The organism is Pseudomonas sp. FW306-02-D09B, from assembly GCF_058782685.1.
The window spans coordinates 256,209-281,585 of the sequence record NZ_JBYSXY010000001.1 but is presented as its reverse complement, the minus strand read 5'-3'; the positions used below and the strand labels follow the sequence as shown (position 1 = coordinate 281,585).

The 25,377-nt window shown below is 60.4% G+C and carries 25 protein-coding genes; 13 read left to right on the top strand and 12 right to left on the bottom strand.

The window, feature by feature from the left end:
• Positions 1-71 precede the first annotated feature (71 nt).
• Positions 72-1,439, top strand: coding sequence for an NAD(P)-dependent oxidoreductase (locus tag AC3WK5_RS01385; protein WP_103316677.1), 1,368 nt, complete (start codon positions 72-74; stop codon positions 1,437-1,439).
• Positions 1,440-2,714: an NAD-dependent dihydropyrimidine dehydrogenase subunit PreA gene (gene preA / locus AC3WK5_RS01380; RefSeq protein ID WP_103316629.1), complete on the top strand. Its 1,275-nt coding sequence runs from the start codon at positions 1,440-1,442 to the stop codon at positions 2,712-2,714.
• A gap of 142 nt (positions 2,715-2,856) precedes the next feature.
• Here preA and AC3WK5_RS01375 read toward each other — a convergent pair whose 3' ends face one another.
• The gene (locus AC3WK5_RS01375; RefSeq protein ID WP_103316632.1) at positions 2,857-3,477 is read right to left on the bottom strand and encodes a TetR/AcrR family transcriptional regulator; all 621 of its coding nucleotides are present in this window, start codon (positions 3,475-3,477) and stop codon (positions 2,857-2,859) included.
• 125 nt (positions 3,478-3,602) lie between these two features.
• Between AC3WK5_RS01375 and copC the strand changes: the two genes are divergently transcribed.
• The gene (gene copC, locus AC3WK5_RS01370; protein WP_103316634.1) at positions 3,603-3,968 is read left to right on the top strand and encodes a copper homeostasis periplasmic binding protein CopC; all 366 of its coding nucleotides are present in this window, start codon (positions 3,603-3,605) and stop codon (positions 3,966-3,968) included.
• A gap of 3 nt (positions 3,969-3,971) precedes the next feature.
• A complete protein-coding gene (gene copD, locus AC3WK5_RS01365; protein WP_103316636.1) occupies positions 3,972-4,850 on the top strand; it encodes a copper homeostasis membrane protein CopD in 879 nt (292 codons plus the stop codon).
• Between the two features lie 30 nt (positions 4,851-4,880).
• On the opposite strand, the gene AC3WK5_RS01360 is transcribed toward copD, so the two are convergent.
• From AC3WK5_RS01360 to AC3WK5_RS01340, 5 genes are all read right to left on the bottom strand, one after another.
• Complete coding sequence (locus AC3WK5_RS01360; RefSeq protein WP_103316638.1) at positions 4,881-6,032, bottom strand: HlyD family secretion protein; 1,152 nt, start codon at positions 6,030-6,032, stop codon at positions 4,881-4,883.
• Entirely contained in the window at positions 6,029-7,696 is a 1,668-nt protein-coding gene (locus AC3WK5_RS01355; protein ID WP_103316639.1) for an MFS transporter, read from the bottom strand. The genes AC3WK5_RS01360 and AC3WK5_RS01355 overlap by 4 nt, the downstream gene beginning before the upstream one ends.
• Before the next feature lie 83 nt (positions 7,697-7,779).
• On the bottom strand, positions 7,780-8,580 hold the full coding sequence (locus tag AC3WK5_RS01350; RefSeq protein ID WP_103316641.1) for a sulfite exporter TauE/SafE family protein: 801 nt from the start codon (positions 8,578-8,580) through the stop codon (positions 7,780-7,782).
• A 9-nt stretch (positions 8,581-8,589) separates the two neighbouring features.
• The gene (locus AC3WK5_RS01345) at positions 8,590-9,834 is read right to left on the bottom strand and encodes an NAD(P)/FAD-dependent oxidoreductase (protein ID WP_103316643.1); all 1,245 of its coding nucleotides are present in this window, start codon (positions 9,832-9,834) and stop codon (positions 8,590-8,592) included.
• Positions 9,835-9,871: 37 nt separating this feature from the next.
• Positions 9,872-10,207 (bottom strand): ArsR/SmtB family transcription factor, encoded by a 336-nt coding sequence (locus tag AC3WK5_RS01340; protein WP_054598349.1) that lies wholly within the window; start codon positions 10,205-10,207, stop codon positions 9,872-9,874.
• 103 nt (positions 10,208-10,310) lie between these two features.
• Between AC3WK5_RS01340 and AC3WK5_RS01335 the strand changes: the two genes are divergently transcribed.
• Entirely contained in the window at positions 10,311-11,174 is an 864-nt protein-coding gene (locus AC3WK5_RS01335) for an MBL fold metallo-hydrolase (protein WP_103316646.1), read from the top strand.
• 195 nt (positions 11,175-11,369) lie between these two features.
• Here AC3WK5_RS01335 and bkdR read toward each other — a convergent pair whose 3' ends face one another.
• Positions 11,370-11,858 carry a Bkd operon transcriptional regulator BkdR gene (gene bkdR, locus AC3WK5_RS01330; RefSeq protein WP_019690099.1) on the bottom strand — a complete coding sequence of 163 codons (489 nt, stop codon included), beginning with the start codon at positions 11,856-11,858 and terminating at the stop codon, positions 11,370-11,372.
• Positions 11,859-12,045: 187 nt separating this feature from the next.
• On the opposite strand from bkdR, the gene AC3WK5_RS01325 reads away from it, so the two are divergent.
• From AC3WK5_RS01325 to AC3WK5_RS01305, 5 genes are all read left to right on the top strand, one after another.
• Complete coding sequence (locus tag AC3WK5_RS01325; RefSeq protein ID WP_054597662.1) at positions 12,046-13,281, top strand: 3-methyl-2-oxobutanoate dehydrogenase (2-methylpropanoyl-transferring) subunit alpha; 1,236 nt, start codon at positions 12,046-12,048, stop codon at positions 13,279-13,281.
• Between the two features lies 1 nt (position 13,282).
• On the top strand, positions 13,283-14,341 hold the full coding sequence (locus AC3WK5_RS01320) for an alpha-ketoacid dehydrogenase subunit beta (RefSeq protein WP_054597663.1): 1,059 nt from the start codon (positions 13,283-13,285) through the stop codon (positions 14,339-14,341).
• Positions 14,342-15,619, top strand: coding sequence for a dihydrolipoamide acetyltransferase family protein (locus AC3WK5_RS01315; RefSeq protein ID WP_103316648.1), 1,278 nt, complete (start codon positions 14,342-14,344; stop codon positions 15,617-15,619).
• Positions 15,620-15,625: 6 nt separating this feature from the next.
• Complete coding sequence (gene lpdA, locus AC3WK5_RS01310; protein WP_054597665.1) at positions 15,626-17,011, top strand: dihydrolipoyl dehydrogenase; 1,386 nt, start codon at positions 15,626-15,628, stop codon at positions 17,009-17,011.
• A gap of 316 nt (positions 17,012-17,327) precedes the next feature.
• Positions 17,328-18,347, top strand: coding sequence for a branched-chain amino acid aminotransferase (locus AC3WK5_RS01305; protein ID WP_054597666.1), 1,020 nt, complete (start codon positions 17,328-17,330; stop codon positions 18,345-18,347).
• Between the two features lie 56 nt (positions 18,348-18,403).
• On the opposite strand, the gene AC3WK5_RS01300 is transcribed toward AC3WK5_RS01305, so the two are convergent.
• A complete protein-coding gene (locus AC3WK5_RS01300; RefSeq protein ID WP_103316650.1) occupies positions 18,404-19,297 on the bottom strand; it encodes a LysR substrate-binding domain-containing protein in 894 nt (297 codons plus the stop codon).
• A gap of 105 nt (positions 19,298-19,402) precedes the next feature.
• On the opposite strand from AC3WK5_RS01300, the gene AC3WK5_RS01295 reads away from it, so the two are divergent.
• Positions 19,403-20,011, top strand: coding sequence for a LysE family translocator (locus tag AC3WK5_RS01295; RefSeq protein WP_103316652.1), 609 nt, complete (start codon positions 19,403-19,405; stop codon positions 20,009-20,011).
• 14 nt (positions 20,012-20,025) lie between these two features.
• Here AC3WK5_RS01295 and AC3WK5_RS01290 read toward each other — a convergent pair whose 3' ends face one another.
• Positions 20,026-20,796: an ArsR/SmtB family transcription factor gene (locus AC3WK5_RS01290; RefSeq protein WP_103316654.1), complete on the bottom strand. Its 771-nt coding sequence runs from the start codon at positions 20,794-20,796 to the stop codon at positions 20,026-20,028.
• Between the two features lie 81 nt (positions 20,797-20,877).
• On the opposite strand from AC3WK5_RS01290, the gene AC3WK5_RS01285 reads away from it, so the two are divergent.
• Positions 20,878-22,005: a cytochrome P450 gene (locus AC3WK5_RS01285; RefSeq protein WP_103316655.1), complete on the top strand. Its 1,128-nt coding sequence runs from the start codon at positions 20,878-20,880 to the stop codon at positions 22,003-22,005.
• A gap of 20 nt (positions 22,006-22,025) precedes the next feature.
• Here the strand turns inward: AC3WK5_RS01285 and dmeF are convergent, their stop codons facing one another.
• A complete protein-coding gene (gene dmeF / locus AC3WK5_RS01280; RefSeq protein ID WP_103316679.1) occupies positions 22,026-22,970 on the bottom strand; it encodes a CDF family Co(II)/Ni(II) efflux transporter DmeF in 945 nt (314 codons plus the stop codon).
• Positions 22,971-22,984: 14 nt separating this feature from the next.
• Entirely contained in the window at positions 22,985-23,260 is a 276-nt protein-coding gene (locus tag AC3WK5_RS01275) for a metal/formaldehyde-sensitive transcriptional repressor (protein WP_054598351.1), read from the bottom strand.
• Positions 23,261-23,314: 54 nt separating this feature from the next.
• On the opposite strand from AC3WK5_RS01275, the gene AC3WK5_RS01270 reads away from it, so the two are divergent.
• On the top strand, positions 23,315-24,766 hold the full coding sequence (locus tag AC3WK5_RS01270) for an MFS transporter (RefSeq protein ID WP_256585188.1): 1,452 nt from the start codon (positions 23,315-23,317) through the stop codon (positions 24,764-24,766).
• Positions 24,767-24,948: 182 nt separating this feature from the next.
• Here the strand turns inward: AC3WK5_RS01270 and AC3WK5_RS01265 are convergent, their stop codons facing one another.
• On the bottom strand, positions 24,949-25,287 hold the full coding sequence (locus AC3WK5_RS01265; RefSeq protein WP_054597673.1) for an FKBP-type peptidyl-prolyl cis-trans isomerase: 339 nt from the start codon (positions 25,285-25,287) through the stop codon (positions 24,949-24,951).
• Positions 25,288-25,377: the final 90 nt, after the last annotated feature.

Below are 25,377 nucleotides of genomic sequence, written 5' to 3'. Positions count from 1 at the left end.
GGCCGGCACAGGCAACACAAAAAACAATGCCCATCAGAGGCAGTACCTCAAATAACCGTGAGGCCAACACCGTGATCAAGACTCTGAGCCACTTGCCCCATCCTGCCGAGGATGCGGCCACCCTCGCCGGCCATTTCACCGATCTGGCGCCGCCGCTCAACGACCGTCAGGCACATCTGGAAGCCTCGCGCTGCCTGTATTGCTATGACGCGCCCTGCGTCAACGCGTGCCCGAGCGACATCGATATCCCGTCGTTCATTCGCAACATCCATCAAGAGAACGTCCAGGGCGCTGCGCAAACCATCCTCTCGGCGAACATCCTGGGCGGCAGTTGCGCCCGGGTCTGTCCGACAGAAATCCTTTGCCAGCACGCCTGCGTACGCAACAACGCCGAGGAATGCGCGCCGGTACTGATCGGCCTGTTGCAGCGCTACGCCATCGACAACGCGCACTTCAGCGAACACCCATTCCAACGGGCAGCGGCCACCGGCAAACGGATTGCCGTGGTCGGTGCCGGGCCTGCCGGTTTGTCGTGCGCGCACCGCAGCGCCATGCATGGCCACGAGGTGGTAATTTTCGAGGCGCGGGAAAAGGCCGGCGGACTCAACGAATACGGGATCGCAAAATACAAACTGGTGGATGACTTTGCCCAGCATGAGCTGGATTTCCTGCTGGAAATCGGCGGCATCGAAATCCGCCACGGGCAAAAACTCGGTGAGAACCTGAGCCTCAGCGAACTGCATCAGCAGTTCGACGCGGTATTCCTCGGCCTTGGCCTGGCCGCCAGCAAACAGCTGGGGTTGGCTGACGAAGACGCCCCAGGGCTGTTGGCCGCTACCGATTACATTCGCGAACTGCGCCAGGCCGATGACCTGAGCCAATTGCCGCTGGCCGATCATTGCATCGTCCTCGGCGCCGGCAACACGGCAATCGACATGGCCGTGCAAATGGCCCGCCTCGGTGCCCGCGACGTGAATCTGGTGTACCGCCGTGGTCTTGAGGACATGGGCGCAACCGCTCATGAGCAGGACATCGCCAAGGCCAATCAGGTACGGCTGATGACCTGGGCACAACCGCAGGACGTCTTGCTCAACGATAAAGGCCAGGTGCGCGGCATGCGTTTCGCCCGTACACGTATGGAAAATGGTCGGCTGATCAGCACCGGGGACACCTTCGAGCTGGCCGCCGATGCGATCTTCAAAGCCATCGGCCAAAAATTCGACGACAGCGCGCTGAGCGATCCGCTGGCCCGCGAACTGAAACGCCAGGGCGACCGAATTCAGGTGGATGAACAGATGCGTACCAGCATTCCCGGCGTCTATGCCGGCGGCGATTGCACCAGCCTCGATCAGGACCTCACCGTACAGGCCGTGCAGCACGGCAAACTCGCGGCGCAAGCAATCCATGCCCAACTCATGCTCAACGTGGAGGCTGCGTAAATGGCCGATCTTTCGATTGTCTTCGCCGGTATCAAAGCCCCCAACCCGTTCTGGCTGGCCTCCGCGCCGCCCACCGACAAGGCCTACAACGTGGTCCGTGCGTTCGAGGCCGGCTGGGGTGGCGTGGTCTGGAAAACCCTGGGTGAAGACCCGGCGGCGGTCAACGTCTCGTCGCGTTACTCCGCGCATTTTGGCGCCAACCGTGAAGTCATCGGCATCAACAACATTGAGCTGATCACTGACCGCTCGCTGGAAATCAATCTGCGGGAAATCACCCAAGTCAAAAAAGACTGGCCGGATCGCGCCTTGATCGTTTCGCTGATGGTGCCTTGCGTTGAGGAGTCCTGGAAAAACATCCTGCCGCTGGTAGAAGCCACGGGCGCCGATGGTATCGAGCTGAACTTCGGCTGCCCCCACGGCATGCCGGAACGTGGCATGGGCGCAGCAGTGGGCCAGGTGCCGGAATACGTCGAGCAAGTCACCCGCTGGTGCAAGACCTATTGCTCGCTGCCGGTGATCGTCAAGCTCACGCCGAACATCACCGACATCCGCGTCGCCGCCCGAGCGGCCCACCGTGGCGGCGCCGACGCGGTGTCGCTGATCAACACCATCAACTCGATCACCAGCATCGACCTGGATCGCATGGTTGCGCATCCGATGGTTGGCAGCCAAAGCACCCACGGCGGTTACTGCGGTTCGGCGGTCAAACCGATTGCATTGAACATGGTCGCCGAAATCGCCCGCGACCCGCAGACCCAAGGCCTGCCCATTTGTGGCATCGGCGGCATTGGCAGTTGGCGTGACGCAGCCGAATTCATGGCGCTGGGCAGTGGCGCGGTGCAGGTGTGCACGGCGGCGATGCTGCATGGTTTTCGGATCGTCGAGGAGATGAAGGACGGATTGTCCCGCTGGATGGACAGCCAAGGCTACTCAAGCGTGCAGGATTTTTCCGGGCGTGCGGTGGGCAATACCACGGACTGGAAATACCTGGACATCAACTATCAGGTGATCGCCAAGATCGACCAGCAGGCCTGCATTGGTTGCGGCCGTTGCCACATCGCCTGCGAAGACACTTCGCACCAGGCCATCGCCAGCCTGAAACAAGCGGATGGCACCCACAAATATGAAGTGATCGATGACGAGTGCGTGGGCTGCAACCTGTGCCAGATCACTTGCCCGGTGCAGGACTGCATCGCGATGGTGCCGGTCGATAACGGGAAACCGTTTCTGGACTGGGACCATGATCCGAGGAATCCCTATCACGTCACCGGTTGAGATCTGCGTCACCTGAGCTGACGCCTTCGCGAGCAAGCCCGCTCCCACATTAAATCAGCCGTGTACATGATATGTGTGTACAACGCGGTCCAATGTGGGAGCGGGCTTGCTCGCGAAGAGGCCATCAGCCACACAACAAATCTCACGGCTCCAACCCGATCCCCCGCAGAATCACGCTGGTCACCGTCTGCACCGCACGCTCGAACTGCATGTCCGACAGCGGTTGATGGTCGTTGAGGATATTGATCTGATGATCGAAGTCGGCGTAATGCTGGGTCGAGGCCCAAATCATGTACAGCAGGCTTGAAGGCTCCACCGGCAGGATGCGTTTGTCCTCCACCCATTGGCGAATTTTCGCTTCCTTCATCTTGGCCCAGTCGTACAGGCTGACGTCCAGCGCCTCACCCAATGTCGGCGCACCGTGGATGATTTCATTGGCCCAGACTTTCGAGCCGTAAGGCCGGCTGCGGGAATGGTTCATCTTGGCGCGGATGTAACTGCTGAGCACCACCCGCGGGTCATCGAACATCTCGAAGCACAGCGCGTCCTGCTTCCAGACTTCCAGCAAATCGAACAGCACCGCGCTGTACAGCTCAGCCTTGGTGCTGAAGTAGTAATGCAGATTGGAGCGCGGCAGTTGCACTTCTTTAGCGATGTCGGCCATCGCGGTGCTGCCAAAACCTTTCTCGGCGAAGACCTTCTCGGCGGCCAGGAGGATTTTCTCGACGTTACTGCGACGGATCTCGATCTTGTGATTGCCCATAAGGGCTCCCTGACAGCGGTATGGGTCAAGACTAGCATTCGCCACCTGCGAAACGAAACGTCGTACAGGGTGCGAGGCATAGGTAAACTGTCGCATCTTCCAATCTGCCTGATAGGTGCTGACCGATGTTGCTGAAAAAAGCCCTGACTGTGACTGCCCTCCTCGGCTCGCTGTTTGCCGCCTCCTCGGTGTTTGCTCACGCCCACCTGAAAAGCTCGACGCCGGCCGCCGACAGCAGCGTTGCCGCACCTGCCGAATTGCGCCTGGTGTTCTCCGAAGGGGTTGAGGCCAGTTTCACCAAAATCGATATCAGCAAGGATGGCGTGGCCGTTGCCGTGAAAAGCATCGCCACCGAAAACGCCGATAAAAAGACCTTGGTCGTCATCCCCGCCGCCCCTCTGAGCGCCGGTAACTACAAGGTCGAATGGCATGCAGTGTCGGTCGACACCCATAAAAGCGCAGGCAACTACAGCTTCAAGGTGAGTCAGTAATCGATGTCGAGCGCGCTGGTCCTGTGCCGCTTCCTGCATTTCATCGTCGTGCTGATGCTGTTTGGGGCCTGTCTGTTCAGGCCCCTGCTGTTGCGCCATGAACCGCTGACCCAAGCGCTCGCGACACTCGATCAACGCCTCGCCGGGCTGAGTCGGCTGCTCGCCGGGTTCGCCTTGTTCACCGGAGTTTGCTGGCTGCTGTTGATCACCGCCAGCATGGCCGGCTCGCTGTCGGCGGCGTTTGATTGGTCAACCGTGCAGTTGGTGTTGAGCAACACCTTCTTCGGGCAGGTCTGGCGTTGGCATCTGCTGTTCAACGGGCTGCTGGTGGTCTGCCTGCTGAGCCCGCTGAGCAACTCGTTTGCGCTGCGTATGCTCCTGAGCAGCCTGCTGCTGATGACCCTCGCCCCGGTCGGTCATGGCGCGATGCTCGATGGCCTGAGTGGCCAGTTGCTGATCCTCAATCAAGTGATTCACCTGACCTGCGTCGGTGCCTGGCTGGGCGGGTTAATGCTGCTGATGATGATTCTGCGGCGACCGACGACCCACGCTGTCGGGCCGATACTGCAACGCTTCAGCGGGATTGGTTATGGGGTGGTGGCGGGTTTGCTGGTGACCGGCCTGATCAACGTCCGGGTGTTGACCGGGGCCTTCTGGCCGACACCGCTGTTGTCCGGGTTCGCGCTGATTCTGTTGATCAAGGTGCTGTTGGTCAGCGCCATGCTTGGCCTGGCGCTGTTCAATCGCTTGAAAATCAAACACTGCGAACAACGCCTCTCGGCGCTGCGCACCAGCGTGATGCTGGAGTGGTTGCTGGGGATAGCGGCCGTGGCGTCGGTGTCCCTGTTGGGTACATTGCCGCCGATGGTGGCCGGTAACTGATCGTTCCCGCATGGGAACGATCATCGGCACCTACGGATTGCCAGCGACGGCATTGCCTTGCCCGGACGTATCGATACTCACCACCACCGACATGCCGGGCCGCAGGCGTTCGCTTTGCGCCTGGTTCGCGTCAACGGTGATGCGCACCGGCACGCGTTGGGCGATTTTGACGAAGTTGCCGGTGGCGTTGTCGGCCTGCAACAGGCTGAACTCGGAACCGGTGGCCGGTGAAATACGCTGCACCCGACCGTGAAATTTCTGGTGATTCAAGGCATCGACGGTGAAGGTAACCGGCTGGCCGATGTGGATGTTGTTCATCTGGGTTTCTTTCATGTTGGCGATCACCCACAACTGGCTCGGCACCAAGGCCATCAACTGCGCGCCGGAGTTGACGTAGGCACCAAGACGCACGCCGATCTGCCCGAGCTGGCCGTCCTGCGGGGCGACCACGCGAGTATTGGACAGATCGATCCGCGCCAGCTCAACCGCCGCTTCGGCACTGGCCACCGCCGCCTCCAGCGAACCTCGATTGACGATCACCGTTTGCAGGTCCTGCCGGGCAATTTCCAGACTGGCCTGGGCCTGCGCCACCGCAGCGATGGTTTGCGCATTAGCGGCACGGGTCACGTCCAGCTCGCGCTTGGAGACCGAGCCGTCGCTGATCAACGCCTCATTACGCCGCAAGTCCGCCGCACTTTTTTGCGCCTGGGCCTGGCTGTCGGTCAGCGCCGCCTGACGCAGCTTGATGGTCGCCTCGGCGCTGTTGCGTTGCTGCACCGCATTGGCCAGCGCAGCTTTCTGCACCGCCAGTTGTGCCAGCGACTGATCCAGACGTTGCTTGTAGATCCGGTCATCCAGCCGCACCAGCAGGTCACCGGTCTTGACGAACTGGAAGTCCTGCACCGGCACCTCAAACACGTAGCCACTGAGCTGCGGGCCGATGATCGTCACCTGGCCGCGAACCAGCGCATTTTCAGTGCTTTCGATGGCGCTGCCGAACGGCGGCAACTGCCAGGCATACAGCACGATCAGCACCCCGACGATGGCAATGGCAGCAAAGCCCAGCGACGAAATAATCCGCACCGGCAGCGAACGCGGCTCGGTGCCAGAAGTTTTAGGCGGTGCCACGCCCTCAGGAGTCGAGGCGATGGCGTTGGTGGTTGTGGTGATCGGGTCGGTCATGAAGAAGAGGCACCGCTGGAAGGAACGGAAGTCGGACTGGCCGGCGCGGGAGCGACAGCCTTGGTCGTGCTCAGCAGCCACAGGCTGCGAATGAAGATCCAGAGCATGGTCAGCATCGCGATCACCGCGATCAGCATGAACACATCGTTATAGGCCATGACATTCGCCTCCCGAGTCGCAGCCGCAGCCAGGCTACGAATGCCCTGAGTGGTGCGGGCCGACGGGTCGGCGATACTCGATACATAACTCGCGCTGCTGCCTTGCACACGGCTGGCCACTTGCGGGTCGAGCAGGGTCAGGCGCTCGACGATATGGCTGGAATGGAATTTTTCCCGGGCGATCTGGAACGTCCCCAACAACGCAGCACCAATCAAGCCACCGAGGTTCTGACAGATCCCGAACAGCACGGAAAAACTCACCAGATTGCGCGGATTGGTCAACACGTTGCGGGTGCCGAGCACCATGGTCGGGCCGAGGAAAAACGTCCCGCCAAAGGCCAGTAGAAACTGGCTGAGGTACATGTTCTCCGGGCGTGTCAGGTTGGTCGAGAAACTGTCCATCACGGAGCCTGTGGCCATCAGCGCCAGAGAAATGATCAACGGCATCAACAGGTGCGAGGGATTGATCGTCAGCGCGCTGGTGGCAAGGCCAGCGACGCTGCCCACTAGCATCACCACGTAAAGGCTGTGCATCTGCTGGCTGCCCAGGTTCAGGGTTTGCAGCAAACCCACGGCCCCGGTGGACTGTTCGGTGAGTACCATACGGATGAGGATCACCGCCAATGCCAGGCGAATCATCACCCCGCTGCCCAACCAGCGGGTCATCAGCATCGGGTTGCTGCGGTTATGTTCGATGGCCAGGCCGGCCATGATCAACACGATCGAGCCGGCCGATGCGACGCCGATCCACGGTGCTTCAAGCCACCAATCGATACGGCCCAACGACAACACCGCACAGAGCAGCGCCACTCCACCCGCCAGCAAGGCGAAGGTCAGGAAATCGAGTTTTTCGAACGTTTTGAAGCGGTCACCCGGCGGCAACTTGAGCATGAACACACAGCCCAGTGAGGTCAGCGCCATGCCCAGTTCAAACAGATAGAGCCCGCGCCATTCAGCGATCTGCAACAGGTCTTCGGAGAACAGCCGGGCCAATGGCAACGCCAGTTGCGAGGTGCCCAGGCCGAGCACCAACGCCTTCATGCGCCACTTCGCCGGGAAAGCCTGCACCATGTAATACAGGCCCAGCGAACTCAGCGCCGCACCGACCATACCGTGGGCGGCGCGCACCGCAATCGCCGAACTCAGGTCGTTGACGAACAAATGGCCGAAGGTCACCAGCGCATACAACACCAGGAACACTTCAGTGAACGCCCGCAGGCCGAACTGCTGACGAAACTTCACCAGCAGCAGGTTCATCGAGACGTTGGTCATCACGTAAGCTGCCGGCAGCCAGGCCATCTCGGCGGTCGTCGCCCCCAGCGCCCCTTGCAGGTAAGGCAAATTGGCGACCACCAACGCGTTGCCCAAACCACCGGTCAACGCCACCAGCAACCCGACCAACGCATAAGCCAAGCGCTTTGGCGTGGGGTGCAAAGGGGTCGAGGGGGAGCCGGGCAAGCTTGGCCGTTCGTGAGGCTGCCAGTTGCGCGGGGCGTAGTGATCCATTGCGTGGCCTTGTCATCGGTATAGCAGGCAGTAAACCTGAGCCAGAGATTTCTTGCCAGTTCGCTACACCGCAACCACCGATTTCAGGCCTTGAGCAGCATGTAGCCGGCCACCATCAGGCACACACTGGCAAACCCCACTTGAAGTGCCCGGGCCGGAACCCGGGCGCACAGTCGTCGCCCCACGACCATCCCGGCGATGCTCGCGGCGATAAAAGCCGCGCCCTGGGCATCGATGGTCACCCCGGCATGAAAGGCGCCGATCACTCCGGTTGCCGAGATCAGACTGATCACCATCAACGAGGTGGCGATGATGCCGCGCATCTGTACGTCGGTCAGTTGCTTGAATGCCGGCACGATCAGGAAACCGCCACCGACCCCGAGCAAGCCTGAAACCACGCCGGTCACCGCCCCCAATGCAGCCAGGGTTGCGGTGCATTTGGCGGTCCAGGAAAAGCGCCCGGTCTGTTGATCGAGCATGCAGTTTTTCTGGCCCCAGCTGGCGTGGCCGTGATCGCTCGGCCCCGCTTGCGGCTTTTCTCGCCGCAGCATCCGCCAGGCGATCATGATCATCAGCAGACTGAACAGGATCATCAGGACTTTTTCCGGCAACTGATGGGCGAAGTAGATGCCCACCGGCGAGAACACCGCCCCCAGCAACGCGATCAACAACGCCGCACGGTAGCGCACCAATCCATGGCGCAAGCCGTCGATGGCACCGACCGCCGCGGCACTGCCCACCGCAAACAACGCCACCGGCGCCGCCTGGGTCATGCTCCAGCCCAGCCCGAGCACCAGGGCCGGAACTGCAAGAATCCCCCCACCGGCCCCGGTCAGCCCCAGGATCAGACCCATCACCACACCAAACAATGTCGCCAGCAGCATAGGGTTTTCTCAATCGACCTTGGACACACGAGTCAGCCACTCACGACCTTTGAGCATGCCGTTCCAGTAAAACCACGGCAGCAGCGTCGCCTTGAGAAACCATGCCGAACGCCGCGCCACAGTCGGCTCGAGGGGAAAAGTCGGCAGCAGCTTACCGGCATAGCCGAACTCGGCGAGTATCACCTTGCCCTTCTCCACCGTCAGCGGGCAGGAGCCATAACCGTCGTACTTCAGCGGCAAGGGTTGCTGTTTGCGCAAGGCCAGCACGTTCTCCGCGACCACGACGATTTGCTTGCGCACTGCGGCAGCCGTCTTGGCGTTGCTGGTGGAGCAGACATCGCCAAGTGCGAACACGTCCGGATAACGCACATGCTGCAAACTGTGGACGTCCACTTCGCACCAGCCTGCGGCATCGGCAAGCGAACTCTGACGGATGAAGTCCGGCGACACCTGCGGTGGCACCACATGCAACAGATCGAATTTTTTCGCTTGCAGCGTGACCGCTCCGGCGGCGTCCCTGACCTCAAACCAGGCGGTTTGCGCCGGCCCGTCGACCTTCACCAGGTTGGAGTTGAATGCCAGCCGGGCACGGTATTTCTCGATGTACTTCATCAGCGGCGCAACGAAGGTCGCCACGCCGAACAACGCGGCGCCGGCCAGGTTGAACTCGACGTCGACATGCTTCAGCACACCCTGTCGGAGCCAGTGATCACACGACAGGTACAACGCCTTTTGCGGCGCCCCGGCGCATTTGATCGGCACCGCCGGCTGGGTAAAGATTGCCTTGCCGCCGCGCAGACCTTTGACCAGTTGCCAGGTGTAGGCCGCATGCCGGTAGCTGTAGTTGGACGTGACACCGTGCTGCCCAAGGGCTTCTTGCAGACCTTCGATTTTCTCCCAGGCCAGTCGCAAGCCTGGGCAGACGATAAGGTTCTGATAAGAGACGCTGCGCCCGTCATCAAGCGTCAGCAGACGGTTTTCGGGGTCGACGCTGCTGACCGCAGCCTGCACCCATTGGGCCTGTCGCGGCATCACCGCAGCCATTGGCCGTACGGTGTTCTTGAGCTCATGGGCGCCACCGCCGACCAACGTCCAGGCGGGCTGGTAATAGTGCTGGGCGCTGGGTTCGATGACGGTGATGTTCAAGTGCGGATCGCGCTTGAGCAGGCTGGCGGCAAAGCCGATACCCGCAGTACCGCCGCCTATCACCACGATGTCGGCACTGATGGTCTGGCCCCAGTGTTGGTCCTTCATAAGTTATTGCCTCTACAAGGGGGCTGCCCGAAAAGGCTCACGCCCAGCTTTTTAGCACCGCGCCGCAATACAGGCCCGAGAGTGTTTTCATCACCTGAATCACTTCGTGGCTGGCCAGGCCGTAGAAAATGTACTTGCCTTCACGTCGGGTGCCCACCAGGCCTTCATCGCGCAAAATGCCCAACTGCTGGGACAACGTCGGCTGACGCACGCCGGTCATGGTTTCCAATTCGCCGACGTTGCGCTCGCCCTGGGTCAACTGGCAGAGGATCAGCAGGCGGTCCTCATTGGCCAATGCCTTGAGCAGCGCGCAGGCCTTGGAGGCCGAGGCACGCAATTGCGCCACTTCACCTTCGCTTAGACTGGATTGCATTTGCAGATAACCTTGGTCGTCACTTAAGCTGCGGACATTATGTTTAAACATAAAGTGTTGCAAGCCTTTGTGTCTTTCTGCCACCCAGCCAGGACCCGCCGCCATGCCAGCGTTGATCCAAGCCTTCCTTGACGACGCATCAAAGACCTACACCTATGTGATCTATGAACACGACGGCGGCCCGTGCGCCATTGTCGACTCAGTGCTCGATTACCACCCGGCGTCCGGTCGAACCGCCACCACACAGGCTGACCGGGTGATTGCTTTCGTCCTCGAGCACCAGTTGCAAACCCAATGGCTGCTGGAAACCCACGCCCATGCCGATCACCTGTCCGCCGCGCCTTACCTGCGCCGCGAGTTGGGCGGCAAGATCGCCATCGGCCAGGCCATCAGTCAGGTGCAGGACGTCTTCAAGAGCCTGTTCAACCTTGAGCCGGCATTCCGCAGCGACGGTTCGCAGTTCGACCATCTGTTTGCGCCGGACGAGGAATTTTCCATCGGCAACCTCAAGGCCAAGGCGCTGCATGTTCCCGGTCACACTCCGGCAGACATGGCCTACCTGATCGACGATGAACTGATTCTGGTGGGTGACACGCTGTTCATGCCCGACGTCGGCACCGCCCGCTGCGACTTCCCTGGCGGCAACGCCAATCAACTGTTCGCCTCGATACACAGGTTGCTGGCCTTCCCCGCCGACACCCGTCTCTATGTCTGCCACGATTACCCGCCAGCCGGCCGCACTTCCCAGTGCATGACCACCGTTGGCGAGCAACGCAAAAACAATATTCATGTGCATGACGGCATCGACGAAACGGCGTTCGTCGACATGCGCACCCGGCGCGATGCGGGCTTGTGCATGCCGACGCTGATACTGCCGGCGATTCAGGTGAATGTGCGGGCCGGCAACCTGCCGCCGGCGGAAGACAACGGCGTGGTCTACCTGAAGATCCCCATCAACCAGTTCTGACCCCAACACATTGCGACCCCACACTTTATCTCGTAGCAGCTGCCGAGCTCCGCGAGGCTGCGTTCGGCGGCGCAGCCGTCGCGAAACCTGCCACCGCGTTCTTTCAGGCAGACCGTATCAGCCGGATTACGACGGCTGCGCCGCCGAACGCAGCCTCGCAGAGCTCGACAGCTGCTACGGGTATGTGGGGAGATCTCAGTTGGCCAGGGTCAAGCCATTGGCCGGCAGCGGCAATGCGGTTTTGTAGCGCACCTGCTTCAGCGCAAAGCTTGAGCGGATGTTGGCGACGCCCGGGACTTTGGTCAGAAAGTCCATCATGAAGCGTTCCAGCGACTGAATGGTCGGCACCAGTACGCGAATCAGATAGTCCGGGTCGCCGGCCATCAGGTAACACTCCATCACCTCCGGACGGTTGGCGATCGCGGCCTCGAATTGCGCCAGCGCCTCTTCCACCTGTTTCTCCAGGCTGACGTGGATGAACACGTTGACGTGCAGCCCCAGCAGGTCGGCATCCAGCAGCGTGACCTGCTCGCGAATCAGCCCTAATTCTTCCATGGCCTTGACCCGATTGAAGCACGGTGTCGGTGACAGATTCACCGAGCGTGCGAGGTCGGCGTTGGTGATGCGGGCGTTCTCCTGAAGGCTGTTGAGAATGCCGATATCGGTACGGTCCAGTTTGCGCATGAGACAAAACAACCTGTTTTTTATGTTTATGCAGATTTTTTATCCTCAAATGGCTTCAACTGCAACGAAACAGAGATAAATATTCTTCTTGCCCCGGCCTATGATTGTTGTAGGACAAGATTTCTTCTACCCGAAGGATGACGGTCAGCTCACTACAAGAAATTCACAAGATCGAGCGTAGAAAGCCATGAATCAAGCGTACGAACCCCTGCGCCTGCACGTTCCCGAACCCTCGGGCCGCCCCGGCTGCAAAACCGACTTCTCCTACCTGCGCCTGACCGATGCCGGTACGGTGCGCAAACCCCCAATCGACGTAGAACCTGCCGACACCGCTGATCTGGCCAAGGGCCTGATTCGCGTGCTCGACGATCAGGGCAATGCCCTCGGTCCGTGGGCAGAAGGCGTGCCTGTGGAGATTCTGCGCAAAGGCATGCGCGCCATGCTCAAGACGCGGATTTTCGACAACCGCATGGTGGTCGCCCAACGTCAGAAAAAAATGTCGTTCTACATGCAGAGCCTTGGCGAAGAAGCCATCGGCAGCGCCCAGGCCCTGGCCCTGAACATCGACGACATGTGCTTCCCCACCTACCGTCAGCAAAGCATTCTGATGGCTCGCGAAGTGCCGCTGGTAGACCTGATCTGCCAACTGCTGTCCAACGAGCGCGATCCGCTCAAGGGCCGTCAGTTGCCGATCATGTACTCCGTTAAAGACGCCGGCTTCTTCACCATTTCCGGCAACCTCGCCACCCAGTTCGTACAAGGCGTGGGCTGGGGCATGGCGTCGGCGATCAAGGGCGACACCAAAATCGCCTCGGCCTGGATCGGCGACGGCGCCACCGCAGAATCCGACTTTCACACCGCCCTCACCTTCGCTCACGTTTACCGTGCGCCAGTGATCCTCAACGTGGTCAACAACCAGTGGGCGATCTCGACGTTCCAGGCGATTGCCGGGGGTGAAGCCACCACGTTCGCCGGTCGCGGCGTCGGCTGCGGCATCGCCTCCCTGCGGGTCGATGGCAACGATTTTGTCGCGGTGTACGCCGCCTCTGCCTGGGCCGCCGAACGCGCCCGCCGCAACCTTGGCCCGACCATGATCGAATGGGTCACCTACCGCGCCGGCCCGCACTCGACGTCCGATGATCCTTCCAAGTACCGCCCTGCCGACGACTGGAGTCACTTCCCGTTGGGCGACCCGATTGCGCGCCTCAAGCAGCATCTGGTGAAAATCGGTCAGTGGTCCGAAGAGGAACACGTGGCCCTCAGCGCTGAACTGGAAGCCGAAATCATCGCCGCGCAAAAAGAAGCCGAACAGTACGGCACCCTGGCCGGTGGCCAGATTCCGAGCGCTGCGACCATGTTCGAAGACGTCTATAAAGAGATGCCGGAGCACTTGAAGCGCCAGCGTCAAGAGTTGGGGATCTGACATGAACGATCACAACAATAATATCGAGCTGGAAACCGCCATGACCACAACCACCATGACCATGATCCAGGCCCTGCGCTCGGCCATGGACGTGATGCTCGAGCGTGACGACAACGTCGTGGTGTTCGGCCAGGACGTGGGTTACTTCGGCGGCGTGTTCCGTTGCACCGAAGGCCTGCAGAGCAAATACGGCACCTCGCGGGTGTTCGATGCGCCGATCTCCGAAAGCGGCATCGTCGGCGTTGCAGTTGGCATGGGCGCCTACGGATTACGGCCAGTGGCCGAGATCCAGTTCGCCGATTACGTCTACCCGGCCTCGGACCAGATCATTTCCGAAGCGGCACGCCTGCGCTATCGCTCGGCCGGCGAGTTCACCGCCCCGATGACCTTGCGTATGCCTTGCGGCGGCGGCATCTACGGCGGCCAGACCCACAGCCAGAGTATCGAGGCGATGTTCACTCAGGTCTGCGGCTTGCGCACAGTGATGCCGTCCAACCCTTACGACGCCAAAGGCCTGTTGATCGCCTCCATCGAGAACGATGACCCGGTGATCTTCCTTGAGCCAAAGCGCCTGTACAACGGCCCGTTCGACGGCCATCACGACCGCCCGGTAACCCCGTGGTCGAAACACCCTGCCGCGCAAGTGCCGGACGGCTACTACACCGTTCCGCTGGACCTCGCCGCCATCACCCGTCCAGGCAAGGACGTGACCATCCTGACCTACGGCACCACCGTGTACGTCTCGCAAGTGGCCGCTGAAGAAACCGGCATCGACGCCGAAGTCATCGACCTGCGCAGCCTGTGGCCGCTGGACCTGGAAACCATCGTCAAATCGGTGAAGAAAACCGGCCGTTGCGTGGTCGTCCACGAAGCCACCCGCACCTGCGGCTTTGGCGCCGAACTGGTCGCGCTGGTTCAGGAACATTGCTTCCACCACCTGGAAGCGCCAATCGAGCGTGTGACCGGTTGGGATACTCCCTACCCGCATGCGCAAGAGTGGGCGTATTTCCCAGGTCCGTCCCGTGTGGGCGCGGCGTTGAAACGGGTCATGGAGGTCTGAATGGGCACGCACGTTATTAAAATGCCGGACATTGGCGAAGGCATTGCAGAAGTTGAACTGTCGGTGTGGCACGTCAAGGTCGGCGACATGGTCGTCGAAGATCAGGTGCTGGCCGATGTGATGACCGACAAGGCGATGGTCGACATTCCTTCCCCGGTGCATGGCAAGGTGATCTCCCTCGGCGGTGAGCCAGGTGAAGTCATGGCCGTCGGCAGCATTCTGATCAGTATCGAAGTGGAAGGTGAAGGCAACGTCAAAGCGTCGTCTCAGCCAGCGCCGGCTGCACCAGCACCGAAGCCTGCGCCAGTCGCCGCACCGAAAGTCGAAGCCGCGATTGAAAGCAAATCCGCCGTCCCGGCTCGCCCAGTTGCGCCGCAAGGCCCGATGGTCGCTCGCGAAGCCGATGAGCGTCCGCTGGCCTCCCCGGCCGTACGCAAACACGCGCTGGATGCAGGCATTCAATTGCGTCTGGTCCGTGGCACCGGCCCTGCCGGGCGGATTCTTCACGAAGACCTTGAGGCTTATCTGGCGCAAGGTCAGTCGAATGCATCGAACACAGTTGCCGCTTACGCCGAACGCAACGACGAACAGCAGATCCCGGTGATCGGCATGCGTCGCAAGATCGCCCAGCGCATGCAGGATGCGACTCAGCGTGCGGCGCACTTCAGTTACGTCGAAGAAATCGACGTGACAGCGGTGGAAGAACTGCGTGCGCATCTGAATGAAAAGCACGGCGCAACTCGCGGCAAGCTGACGTTGCTGCCGTTCCTGGTTCGCGCCATGGTCGTCGCCCTGCGCGACTTCCCGCAGATCAACGCCCGTTACGACGACGAAGCCCAGGTCATCACCCGCCTCGGTGCGGTGCATGTCGGCGTTGCAACCCAAAGCGACATTGGCTTGATGGTGCCGGTGGTGCGTCACGCCGAGGCTCGCAGCCTGTGGGACAGCGCCGCGGAAATCTCCCGCCTGGCCACGGCTGCGCGCAATGGCAAAGCCAGCCGCGATGAACTGTCCGGCTCGACCATCACCCTGACCAGCCTCGGCGCCTTGGGCGGCATCGTCAGCACCCCGGTGCTGAACCTGCCCGAAGTGGCGATCGTCGGCGTCAACAAGATCGTCGAACGGCCGATGGTGATCAAAGGCCAGATCGTGATTCGCAAGATGATGAACCTCTCCAGCTCCTTCGATCACCGGGTGGTCGATGGCATGGACGCGGCGCAATTCATCCAGGCCATTCGTGGCTTGCTCGAACAACCCGCAACCCTGTTTGTGGAGTAGTAAGGCATGCAACAGACTCTGAACACCACGCTGCTGATTATCGGCGGCGGCCCTGGCGGTTATGTGGCGGCGATCCGCGCAGGTCAGCTGGGCATCAGCACCATTCTGGTCGAAGGCCAGGCGCTCGGCGGCACCTGCCTGAACATCGGCTGCATTCCGTCGAAAGCGCTGATCCATGTGGCCGAGCAGTTCCATCAGACTCAGCATCACAGCCAGCATTCGGCCCTCGGGATCAACGTCTCGGCACCGACCCTGGACATTGGTAAAAGCGTCGAATGGAAGGACGGCATCGTTGATCGCCTGACCACCGGCGTCGCGGCGCTGCTGAAAAAGCACAAGGTCCAGGTCATTCAAGGCTGGGCCAAGGTCATCGACGGTAAAACCGTCGAGGTTGGCGACACCCGTATCCAGTGCGAGCACCTGCTGCTGGCCACCGGTTCGAAAAGCGTCAACCTGCCGATGCTGCCAATTGGCGGGCCGATCATCTCTTCCACCGAAGCCCTGGCGCCGAAAAGCGTGCCAAAACGGCTGATCGTGGTGGGTGGCGGCTACATCGGGCTTGAGTTGGGCATTGCCTACCGCAAGCTCGGCGCCGAGGTCAGCGTGGTCGAGGCGCAGGATCGGATTCTGCCAGCCTACGATGCCGAACTGACCCAGCCGGTCAACGAAGCGCTCAAGCAACTCGGCGTAAAGCTTTACTTGAAGCACAGCGTCGAAGGCTTTGATTCACAAGCCAATACCTTGCAAGTGCGCGACCCGAACGGTGAAATCCTGAACCTGGCCACCGATCAGGTGCTGGTGGCGGTTGGGCGTAAACCCAACACCCAGGGCTGGAACCTTGAAGCATTGAACCTGGACATGAACGGCTCGGCGATCAAGATCGACAACCGCTGCGCGACCAGCATGCGCAACGTCTGGGCCATCGGCGATCTGAGCGGCGAGCCGATGCTCGCTCACCGCGCCATGGCGCAGGGTGAAATGGTCGCCGAGCTGATCTCGGGCAAACACCGCGAGTTCAATCCCACCGCCATCGCCGCCGTGTGCTTTACCGACCCGGAACTGGTGGTAGTCGGTAAAACCCCGGATGAAGCCAAGGCCGCTGGCCTGGATTGCATCGTGTCGAACTTCCCGTTCGCCGCCAACGGCCGGGCGATGACCCTGGAGTCGAAAAGCGGCTTCGTACGGGTGGTCGCACGGCGTGACAATCATCTGATTGTCGGTTGGCAAGCGGTGGGGGTCGGGGTCTCCGAGTTGTCGACGGCATTTGGCCAGTCCCTGGAAATGGGCGCACGCCTGGAAGACATCGCCGGCACCATCCACGCGCATCCAACACTCGGCGAGGCAGTGCAGGAAGCGGCGTTGCGTGCCTTGGGCCACGCGTTGCATCTGTAACCGCTCAACTGTGGCGAGGGAGCTTGCTCCCGCTGGGCTGCGAAGCGGCCCCAATCGCGTCACTGCGATCTGCCTGATACACCGCAGTGTCCGGTTTTACCAGTGCTGCGCACTGGAACGGGAGCAAGCTCCCTCGCCACAGGGTTTCGAATAATGAAGGATCGGCGGCAAGTTTCGTGAGCGGGCTAAGAAATCTGCCAATCACCCGATAGTCCGGGCTGCGATTTAGGCCTGGAATGAAGTATTGTTGTCCCCATCCAGAAAAACGTCAGAAGCCTTGAACCATTCAGGCGATTGTTAAGTGATAGAGGGTGTCATGGGTAACGAAAGCATCAATTGGGACAAGCTGGGTTTTGACTACATCAAGACAGACAAGCGCTATTTGTCGCACTGGCGCGATGGCGCCTGGGACAAAGGCACCCTGACCTCCGATAACGTGCTGCACATCAGCGAAGGCTCCACTGCCCTTCACTATGGCCAGCAATGCTTCGAAGGCCTGAAGGCCTACCGCTGCAAGGATGGTTCGATCAACCTGTTCCGCCCGGACCAGAACGCCGCACGCATGCAGCGCAGCTGCGCTCGCCTGCTGATGCCGCAGGTCGACACCGAACAATTCGTCGAGGCCTGCAAGGCCGTGGTGCGTGCCAACGAGCGTTTCATTCCGCCGTATGGCACTGGCGGCGCGCTGTACCTGCGTCCGTTCGTGATCGGCGTAGGTGACAACATCGGCGTGCGTACCGCTCCCGAGTTCATCTTCTCGATCTTCTGCATCCCGGTCGGCGCCTATTTCAAGGGCGGCCTGACCCCGCACAACTTCCTGATCTCCAGCTACGACCGCGCCGCGCCACAAGGCACCGGCGCGGCCAAGGTCGGTGGCAACTACGCCGCCAGCCTGATGCCTGGCTCCCAGGCCAAGAAGGCGCACTTCGCCGACTGCATCTACCTGGACCCGATGACCCACACGAAGATCGAAGAAGTCGGCTCTGCGAACTTCTTTGGTATCACCCAGGACAACAAATTCGTCACGCCGAAATCCCCTTCGGTATTGCCGGGCATCACCCGCCTGTCGTTGATCGAGCTGGCAAAATCGCGTCTGGGCATGGAAGTCGTTGAAGGCGACGTGTTCATCGACAAGATCAGCGACTTCAAGGAAGCCGGCGCCTGCGGTACTGCTGCGGTGATCACGCCAATCGGCGGCATCGAGTACAACGGCAAGCTGCACGTGTTCCACAGCGAAACCGAAGTTGGCCCGGTCACCCAGAAGCTCTACAAAGAGCTGACCGGTGTGCAGACCGGCGACATCGAAGCGCCAGAGGGCTGGATCGTCAAGGTCTGATCCAGCGCTTGCGGCACTGAAAAGCCCACCCATCGCTCACGCGGTGGGTGGGCTTTTTATTGGTTGCCATCTACATCGAGCCTGGCAAACAACCACTCCAGAAACACTTGAGTCTGCTCTGTCACGTCCGGCGCAACACCGTAGTAGTAACGCGGCAGCGGCATGCGCAGTTCGGGCAATGGGCAAATCAGCCGGCCGCTCGGCAGGTCATCGCCCAGCAACGAGGCCGGACACAAGGCTATGCCCTGTCCGTCCACTGCTGCCTGAAGCACCGGCTGCATGTGATCGAACTGCAGCGTCGTCTGAGTCGCTGACTGAGTTTCGCCGAACAGCAGCGCCCAGTTGTGCCAGTCCTCGCGGCGGGTCTTGGCGGTCAGCAAGGTATGTCGGCTGAGGGCGTTCAAGTCGTCGAGCGGCAGACGCTTGATCAGCGAAGGCGCTGCGACCAGCAGCAATTCGTCTTCAAACAGTACCTGAGCGTGAATGTCCGGCGCCCAGCCTTCGCGGCCCCGTCGAATAACGACGTCGAACCTGTCTCGTGCGTGATCGGGCGCCAGCGTGGACGTGACCACCTCGGGTTTGATCTCCGGGTGCAGCGCCATGAACTCCGCCAGCCTGGGTGTCAGCCAGCGCTGGGCAAAGGTCGGACGGACGTTGATCTTCACGGTACGCAACGAAGCGTGTTGTTTGAGTGCCGCGGCGGCGTTGGCAATCTGTGACAGGCCCGCGCTGACCTGTTCATAGAAGCTCTGTCCAGCCGGGGTCAGTACCGATTGCCGGATGCGCCGTTCGAACAGCAGCACGCCCAGGTGTTCCTCAAGCCGTTTGATGTGACGGCTGACGGCACTGTGGCTGACATGCAGTTCCTCGGCCGCGAGGCTGAAGCTCTGATGACGAGCAGCGGCCGCAAAAGCGCGAACCGCATTCAAGGGAGGGAGTTGATTAATCATGCGTCTAATTTAGTCACATATGCCGTGCAATTAAAGCGTTTGTCACGCCTTCATCGTCACGCCAATCTGCGGGCATGCTGTCGATGCCACCTGATGGAGTGAGAGATGAATAGCTACGGAGTGTTTTTACTGTTCGCCACCCTGACCATTCTGAGTCCCGGGCCGGGTGTGGTGCTAACGCTGACCAACTCCCTGCGCCATGGCTGGACCGGCGCGCTGCCGGGTATCCTGGGCATCGCCCTCGGGGCATTTGTCGTCGCCGGGATCAGTGCGACCAGCGTGGGCCTGATACTCGCGACCTCCGCGAGCGCGTTCACCGTGCTGAAATATGCCGGTGCCGCGTACCTCTTGTACCTGGGTTACAAAAGCTGGCGCACTGATCGTTTCATCCCTGAGCGTGAAGTGAACTCGTCGGGTCCTGGGTATCGCTTCGTCGAAGCAGCATCGCTGCAGCTGTTGAACCCAAAAGCGGTGTTCTTCTTTCTCGCGGTGTTCCCGCAGTTCATCGATACCTCGACGCACTACTACAGCCAGTTTTTTACCCTGGTCAGCTCCTACAGCGTGCTGGTGATCCTGATCCACGGCAGCTATGCCCTGCTCGCCAACGCAGCCAAAGGCTGGCTGTCGAGTCAAAAAGGTTCCTGGCTGGCGGCGAAGGTGTCAGGCGCCACCTTCGCCAGCTTCGGCGTGCTGATGGCCTCGGCCAGCCGATAGCGAATACCGGCCGGTTACGGCGAAGGACTGACAACCGCGCGACTGCCTGACTCAGTGGCACTCCGCAGGTTCACCTTCGCCAGCGCCGGCAGTTCAATCGCGAGTCTGGCCGTGATCTCTTTACGTCCGGTCGCCGTCAACGCCAGCGCTCGACTGTCCAGATCCTGTGTCAGCCATTTGCGTTTGATCGCCGTTTGCAGCAACGCCGCGCCCAGTGAGCCGCCAAGATGCGGCCGGCGCATGCTCCAGTCGAGACAAGGGCAGGCAAAGCGTCGACGCAGACTGCCCAAGGACTTCACGTCGATGCCCAACCCTTCGAAAAACCGCTCACCGGTTTCACTCAACCCGTACTCCTGATCACTCTGCTCCGGCATTGCCAACCAACCCGCTTCCAGCATCCGGTCATGCAGCAGCACGGCCAAGGTGCCGGCCATATGGTCGTAGCAGGTGCGAGCAAATTGCAGGCGATCCGGGGTTCGGGGAGTAAAGGTTGGCGCGGCGTTTTGGCCGATCACCATCAGCGCTTCCAGGGCCTGGGCGACCCGTTGGTCCGCCAGGCTGTAATAACGATGACGGCCCTGAACATGCAGCCGCACCAAGGCAAGTTCCTTGAGTTTCGCCAGATGGGCGCTGGCGGTGGAAGCGCTGACGTCGGCGATCACGGCCAGTTCAGTACTGGTGCGCGCGTGGCCGTCCATCAGCGAGCAAAGGATTTTCGTTCGGGCCGGCTCGGCAATGGCTGCTGCCACTTGCGAGACGCCGATGTCGTGCTGCTCTACGTTCATATTTCGCTCCCTGACGAATCGTCGCCCTGTCCGACTGGAGATAGTAGCAACACTTTCCACCGACGAATAAGGCAGCGCTTCATGGACCCAATCATCGCCGCGACACATACCGACCCCTACCCTTATTACGCCAGCCTGCGCGCCGACGGCGGACTTTCATTTCATCAAGGACTGAGTCTGTGGGTGGCCAGCAGCGCCCAGGCCGTTGCCGCCGTGCTGGCTCATCCTGACTGCAAGGTCCGACCGGCCCACGAACCAGTGCCCAACGCCATTGCACACGGCGCGGCTGGCAAGGTGTTTGGTCACTTGATGCGAATGAACGATGGCGAACGCCAGCGCTGCCCGAGGTCGGCCATACAGCCGGGACTTGAAGTGATCGACACCGACGAGGTCAGCGCACTGGTGCGCGCCCGGTTGATCAGCCCATCTGCTGACGGACTGCACAAGGCCATGTTCATGGGCCCGGTATGCGTGGTCGCTGCGTTGCTCGGCTTTACGCCAGCCGAAGGTCGAACCCTCAGCAATCTGACGGCTGATTTCGTCGCGTGCCTGTCGCCGCTGAGCAACCCGGTTCAACTGGACACGGCCCATGCGGCGGCGGAACAGTTGAACGGTTACTTCATAGAACGCCTCAGCGCGCAAGATCACCAAAGCCTTCTATTTGAAGGGATTCGTCAACGCCTGGCAAACCCCGACACCCTGCGCGCCAACCTGATTGGCCTGCTTTCCCAGACCTATGAGGCCACCGCCGGGTTGATCGGCAACGCGGTGCTGGCATTGATCCGTAATCCGCAGCTCAAGGCTGAAATGCAGCGCGACCCGGCGCGGGTCAAAGATCTGTTGGCGGAAGTCCAGCGCCATGACCCTTCGGTGCAGAACACCCGTCGCTTCGTCAGCGCGCCTTGTGAAATCGACGGCGTGAGTCTCAAACCCGGCGATGTCATCCTGGTACTGCTGGCCTCGGCCAACCGCGACCCACAGCTCAATGACAACCCGGACGCCTTGCTCCTCGACCGCCCAACCCGCCGCAGCTTCACCTTCGGCGCCGGCCACCACCAGTGCCCCGGCCAGGCACTGGCCTTGAACATCGCCAGCGCCACGCTCAGCGAAATCCTGACGCACAACGATTTGCTGGATCAGCTTGCCTGGGAGTACCGCCCGTCACTGAACGGGCGTATTCCAGTGTTTCGCGAGCGGTGGGAGGTTTAGTGATGATTGCCAGCGACTGCTCAAGCGTTGCGATATTCAACCGTCAGGTGTGACAGCTCATGGACCGGGGCCAGCCGTTCGCGGATGGCATCGGCCGTGACGGCTGCCGAGGTCACGACGCTGACAATCGCTGCCCGGGCCTGCGGGCCTACGCGCCAGACATGCAGGTCGGTGATGCTGACATCGCCTGTCGACTCCAGCAGCTCACGAACTTCGGCGGCAACGTGTTCATCGGTCGTGTCCAGCAGCACTGCGGCGCTGTCTCGCATCAAGCCATAGGCCCAATTGGCGATGACGACTGCGCCGACGATACCCATCACCGGGTCCAGCCAGACCCAACCCAGATAACGACCAGCCAACAACGCAGCGATTGCCAGCACGGAGGTCATCGCATCGGCCAGCACATGAACATAGGCCGAACGCAGATTGTTGTCGTGATGATGGCCATGATCATGACCGTGACCGTGACCGTGACCGTGACCGTGACCGTGGTCATGATGCGCAGAGTTGCCGGCCAGTAAAAGCGCGCTGACGATGTTCACGGCCAGGCCCACTACGGCGATCAGTGTTGCCTCGGTGAAAGCCACGGTAGTCGGTTGAAACAGCCGCATGATGGACTCTGCGGCAATGACGATCGAGACCAGCCCCAGCACCATGGCCGAGGCGAAGCCCGCCAGATCCCCTACTTTGCCCGTACCAAAACTGTAGCGCGCATTACCGGCGTTTCGTCTGGCAAACCCGTAGGCAATTGCGGTAATGCCCAGCGCACCGACGTGGGTGGCCATATGGAAACCATCCGCCAACAGCGCCATGGAACCGGTGATGTAACCGGCAATGATCTCGCCAACCATCATGACGAACGTCAGCGCAACGACCCACAACGTGCGTCTGGCATTCTCATCGTGGGTGGCCCCCAGGAACATGTGATCGTGGGAATAACGTGAAACCTGAGGTGTACTGCTCATGGGTTGCATGACCTTCAATTTGAATAACGACGAATGGCTTGCAGCAACTCTTCAAGGCCTTCGGCGCGTTCTTGATCGCTGAGCTCGGGGCTGGCCACGTGTTCACGGGCGTGGGCTTCGATGAACTGGTCCATCAGACCGTTGACCGCGCCACGGATTGCCGCGACCAGATGCAGGGTCTTGGCGCAGTCGGCTTCCGACTCCAATGCCCGCTCGACGGCTTGAACCTGGCCGGCGATACGACGAACCCGCTTCAGCAGATCGTCCTTGTGTTCGTGAATGTGCGACATACCCATACCCCCTATACCTATCTACGGAAAGAATAGTCGTCGATCACGTCAATATTGGCAACCCTGCATTCACCCAATGGTCATGGGATATGCCGCGGAACAGCGCTAGAACAAGTTGAGTTTGTTTCAGGGGCCGCGTCGACCTGTACTCTTGAACGTTCCTGCTTGCGCAGTCGCCCTATCCCGATCAAAGGAATGTCAATGAGTGCAAATTTTTCAGGCATTACGTGGGGCTTTCCCGGCATCGACCGGCGTCTGCTGAAAGTGCAATTCAGTTTTTTGCTGATGGTTCTGGGAGGACGGTGCAATCAACTGGCGGTGGCCTGGTGGACCTTGCAGGAAACAGGCTCTGCGCTCTATTTCGCCAACATGATTGCCTGCTCCATCGCGGCAGAGGTGTTAGCCAAACCCGTGCTGGGATGGCTGGGGGACAAGTACAACAAAATCCTGATAATCAAGCTGGCCTCATGCATCAGCCTGCTGACAGCGCTGTTGATGGTGGTGCTGTCCGCCACGGGGTCGTTCAACCCCTGGACGGTGGGCGCGCTGATGATGATCAGCAGTGCGATCATCGGCGTGCGTGACCCTCTCCAGGCGTCGATCATTCCTTTGTTTGCAGACGACGATAAAGTCTCCCTGGCCTTTCGGACCAAAAGCGTGATGTCGTCCTTTTCCATTCTGCTGGGGCCGGTGTTGGCCAGCGGGCTGATTTACAGGTTCGGTATCACCTTCGCCTTTGCCGCCGACTTTTTTGCGATTCTCATCGCCGGGACGTTGATCGCGACCATCCCGAGCCACATCGGTGCCACTGGCCAAGACGAAAAAGCCCCGGGTGCCAGCGGCTTCAGCATGATCTATTCCGGCTTCAAAGTGGTTTACGGAGTGAAAGTCGAGTTTTACCTGGCCATCATTGCAATGCTGATCAACTTTGCCCTGTTTCCGTTCTTCACCATCCTGATCCCTCTGTACGTAAAGGACGTCATCCAGTACCCGGTCACTTACATCGGTCTTCTGGATTCGTGCTTCGGGCTGGGCATTCTGGCGGGCAGTTACAAGATCATCGGCTGGTTATCCGACCGGGTCCCCCGTGACATGTGTGTGTCCGCAGGTTTTGCATTACTGGGGGGCAATCTGGTGGCAGTCGGCACCGTTTCATCTTCGTTCATCGTGCCCGTGGCCTTCTTCTGCGGCGGCGTCGGCCTGATGTTGATCAACATCCCCACCTCCGCTGTGAGGCTGCTGGCGACGCCAAAGCTCCATCGCAACCGGATTTTTGCCACGGTTTCATTTCTGTCTGCGGCGGCTAGCCCCTTGGGCAGTTTCGCGATGAATACCCTGATCGCCTATCTGGGGGTTGCACTGACAATCACGCTGCTGGGCGTCATGGTGCTGCTGTTGTCTCTGCTGGTCTTTCTGGTACCCGACTTCAAAACGTTCATGCGTTCCCAGGATACGCAGCTCAATGATGCCTATCTGGACAAATACCCCGAAGCGTTTGCGCACTGACGTGCTTCGCCATGCCTCTGCCTCTTACAAACGGAGTTGCCTTTCACTATGCCGGACTTCAAGGGCCGATCTGAAATCCGCTCTACCCCGAACGCCGCTACCGACCGTTGCGTGCGCGGTTGCTCACCGAGTTTCTCAGCGAGCGAATCAGCCAGTTGCCGGGGTTCGAGGCATAACAGCAGTCAGTCGTCGCGGGTCAGCACTTCGAGTAATTCAATCTCGAAAACCAGGTTGGAATTGGGCGGGATGGCGCCCATCGAGCGCTCGCCATATGCCAAGTGCGCCGGAACCAGCAACTTGCGCTTGCCGCCGACCTTCATGCCCATCAAGCCCTGATCCCAGCCCTTGATTACACGGCCAGTGCCGATCACGCACTGAAAGGGTTTACCGCGCTCCCAGGAAGAATCGAACGGCGTACCGTCCTCCAGAAAACCGCGGTACTGAGTAGTAATCAAGGCGCCTTTAACGGCGGCTTTGCCATCGCCCAGTTCAAGGTCGATGACCTGCAATTCTTCGTTCATTACTGTTCTCTCGTTCGCGATGACCCTAAACACGGTCCGCGTTTTCTCAGATTTCGCCTTGCAGGGCAATGCCGTTGAAGACGCTGGTGT

What these genes read in the sequence shown, in the direction of transcription:
- AC3WK5_RS01375 (WP_103316632.1), bottom strand. Translation starts at nt 3,477, where the DNA reads ATGGGCAATCACAAGATCGAGATCCGTCGCAGTAACGTCGAGAAAATC.
- copC (WP_103316634.1), top strand. Translation starts at nt 3,603, where the DNA reads ATGTTGCTGAAAAAAGCCCTGACTGTGACTGCCCTCCTCGGCTCGCTG.
- AC3WK5_RS01320 (WP_054597663.1), top strand. Translation starts at nt 13,283, where the DNA reads ATGAACGATCACAACAATAATATCGAGCTGGAAACCGCCATGACCACA.
- AC3WK5_RS01340 (WP_054598349.1), bottom strand. Translation starts at nt 10,207, where the DNA reads ATGCAATCCAGTCTAAGCGAAGGTGAAGTGGCGCAATTGCGTGCCTCG.
- lpdA (WP_054597665.1), top strand. Translation starts at nt 15,626, where the DNA reads ATGCAACAGACTCTGAACACCACGCTGCTGATTATCGGCGGCGGCCCT.
- bkdR (WP_019690099.1), bottom strand. Translation starts at nt 11,858, where the DNA reads ATGCGCAAACTGGACCGTACCGATATCGGCATTCTCAACAGCCTTCAG.
- AC3WK5_RS01360 (WP_103316638.1), bottom strand. Translation starts at nt 6,032, where the DNA reads ATGACCGACCCGATCACCACAACCACCAACGCCATCGCCTCGACTCCT.
- dmeF (WP_103316679.1), bottom strand. Translation starts at nt 22,970, where the DNA reads ATGAGCAGTACACCTCAGGTTTCACGTTATTCCCACGATCACATGTTC.
- AC3WK5_RS01265 (WP_054597673.1), bottom strand. Translation starts at nt 25,287, where the DNA reads ATGAACGAAGAATTGCAGGTCATCGACCTTGAACTGGGCGATGGCAAA.
- AC3WK5_RS01275 (WP_054598351.1), bottom strand. Translation starts at nt 23,260, where the DNA reads ATGTCGCACATTCACGAACACAAGGACGATCTGCTGAAGCGGGTTCGT.
- AC3WK5_RS01295 (WP_103316652.1), top strand. Translation starts at nt 19,403, where the DNA reads ATGAATAGCTACGGAGTGTTTTTACTGTTCGCCACCCTGACCATTCTG.
- AC3WK5_RS01285 (WP_103316655.1), top strand. Translation starts at nt 20,878, where the DNA reads ATGGACCCAATCATCGCCGCGACACATACCGACCCCTACCCTTATTAC.
- copD (WP_103316636.1), top strand. Translation starts at nt 3,972, where the DNA reads ATGTCGAGCGCGCTGGTCCTGTGCCGCTTCCTGCATTTCATCGTCGTG.
- AC3WK5_RS01325 (WP_054597662.1), top strand. Translation starts at nt 12,046, where the DNA reads ATGAATCAAGCGTACGAACCCCTGCGCCTGCACGTTCCCGAACCCTCG.
- AC3WK5_RS01345 (WP_103316643.1), bottom strand. Translation starts at nt 9,834, where the DNA reads ATGAAGGACCAACACTGGGGCCAGACCATCAGTGCCGACATCGTGGTG.
- AC3WK5_RS01350 (WP_103316641.1), bottom strand. Translation starts at nt 8,580, where the DNA reads ATGCTGCTGGCGACATTGTTTGGTGTGGTGATGGGTCTGATCCTGGGG.
- AC3WK5_RS01300 (WP_103316650.1), bottom strand. Translation starts at nt 19,297, where the DNA reads ATGATTAATCAACTCCCTCCCTTGAATGCGGTTCGCGCTTTTGCGGCC.
- AC3WK5_RS01355 (WP_103316639.1), bottom strand. Translation starts at nt 7,696, where the DNA reads ATGGATCACTACGCCCCGCGCAACTGGCAGCCTCACGAACGGCCAAGC.
- AC3WK5_RS01305 (WP_054597666.1), top strand. Translation starts at nt 17,328, where the DNA reads ATGGGTAACGAAAGCATCAATTGGGACAAGCTGGGTTTTGACTACATC.
- preA (WP_103316629.1), top strand. Translation starts at nt 1,440, where the DNA reads ATGGCCGATCTTTCGATTGTCTTCGCCGGTATCAAAGCCCCCAACCCG.
- AC3WK5_RS01335 (WP_103316646.1), top strand. Translation starts at nt 10,311, where the DNA reads ATGCCAGCGTTGATCCAAGCCTTCCTTGACGACGCATCAAAGACCTAC.
- AC3WK5_RS01315 (WP_103316648.1), top strand. Translation starts at nt 14,342, where the DNA reads ATGGGCACGCACGTTATTAAAATGCCGGACATTGGCGAAGGCATTGCA.
- AC3WK5_RS01290 (WP_103316654.1), bottom strand. Translation starts at nt 20,796, where the DNA reads ATGAACGTAGAGCAGCACGACATCGGCGTCTCGCAAGTGGCAGCAGCC.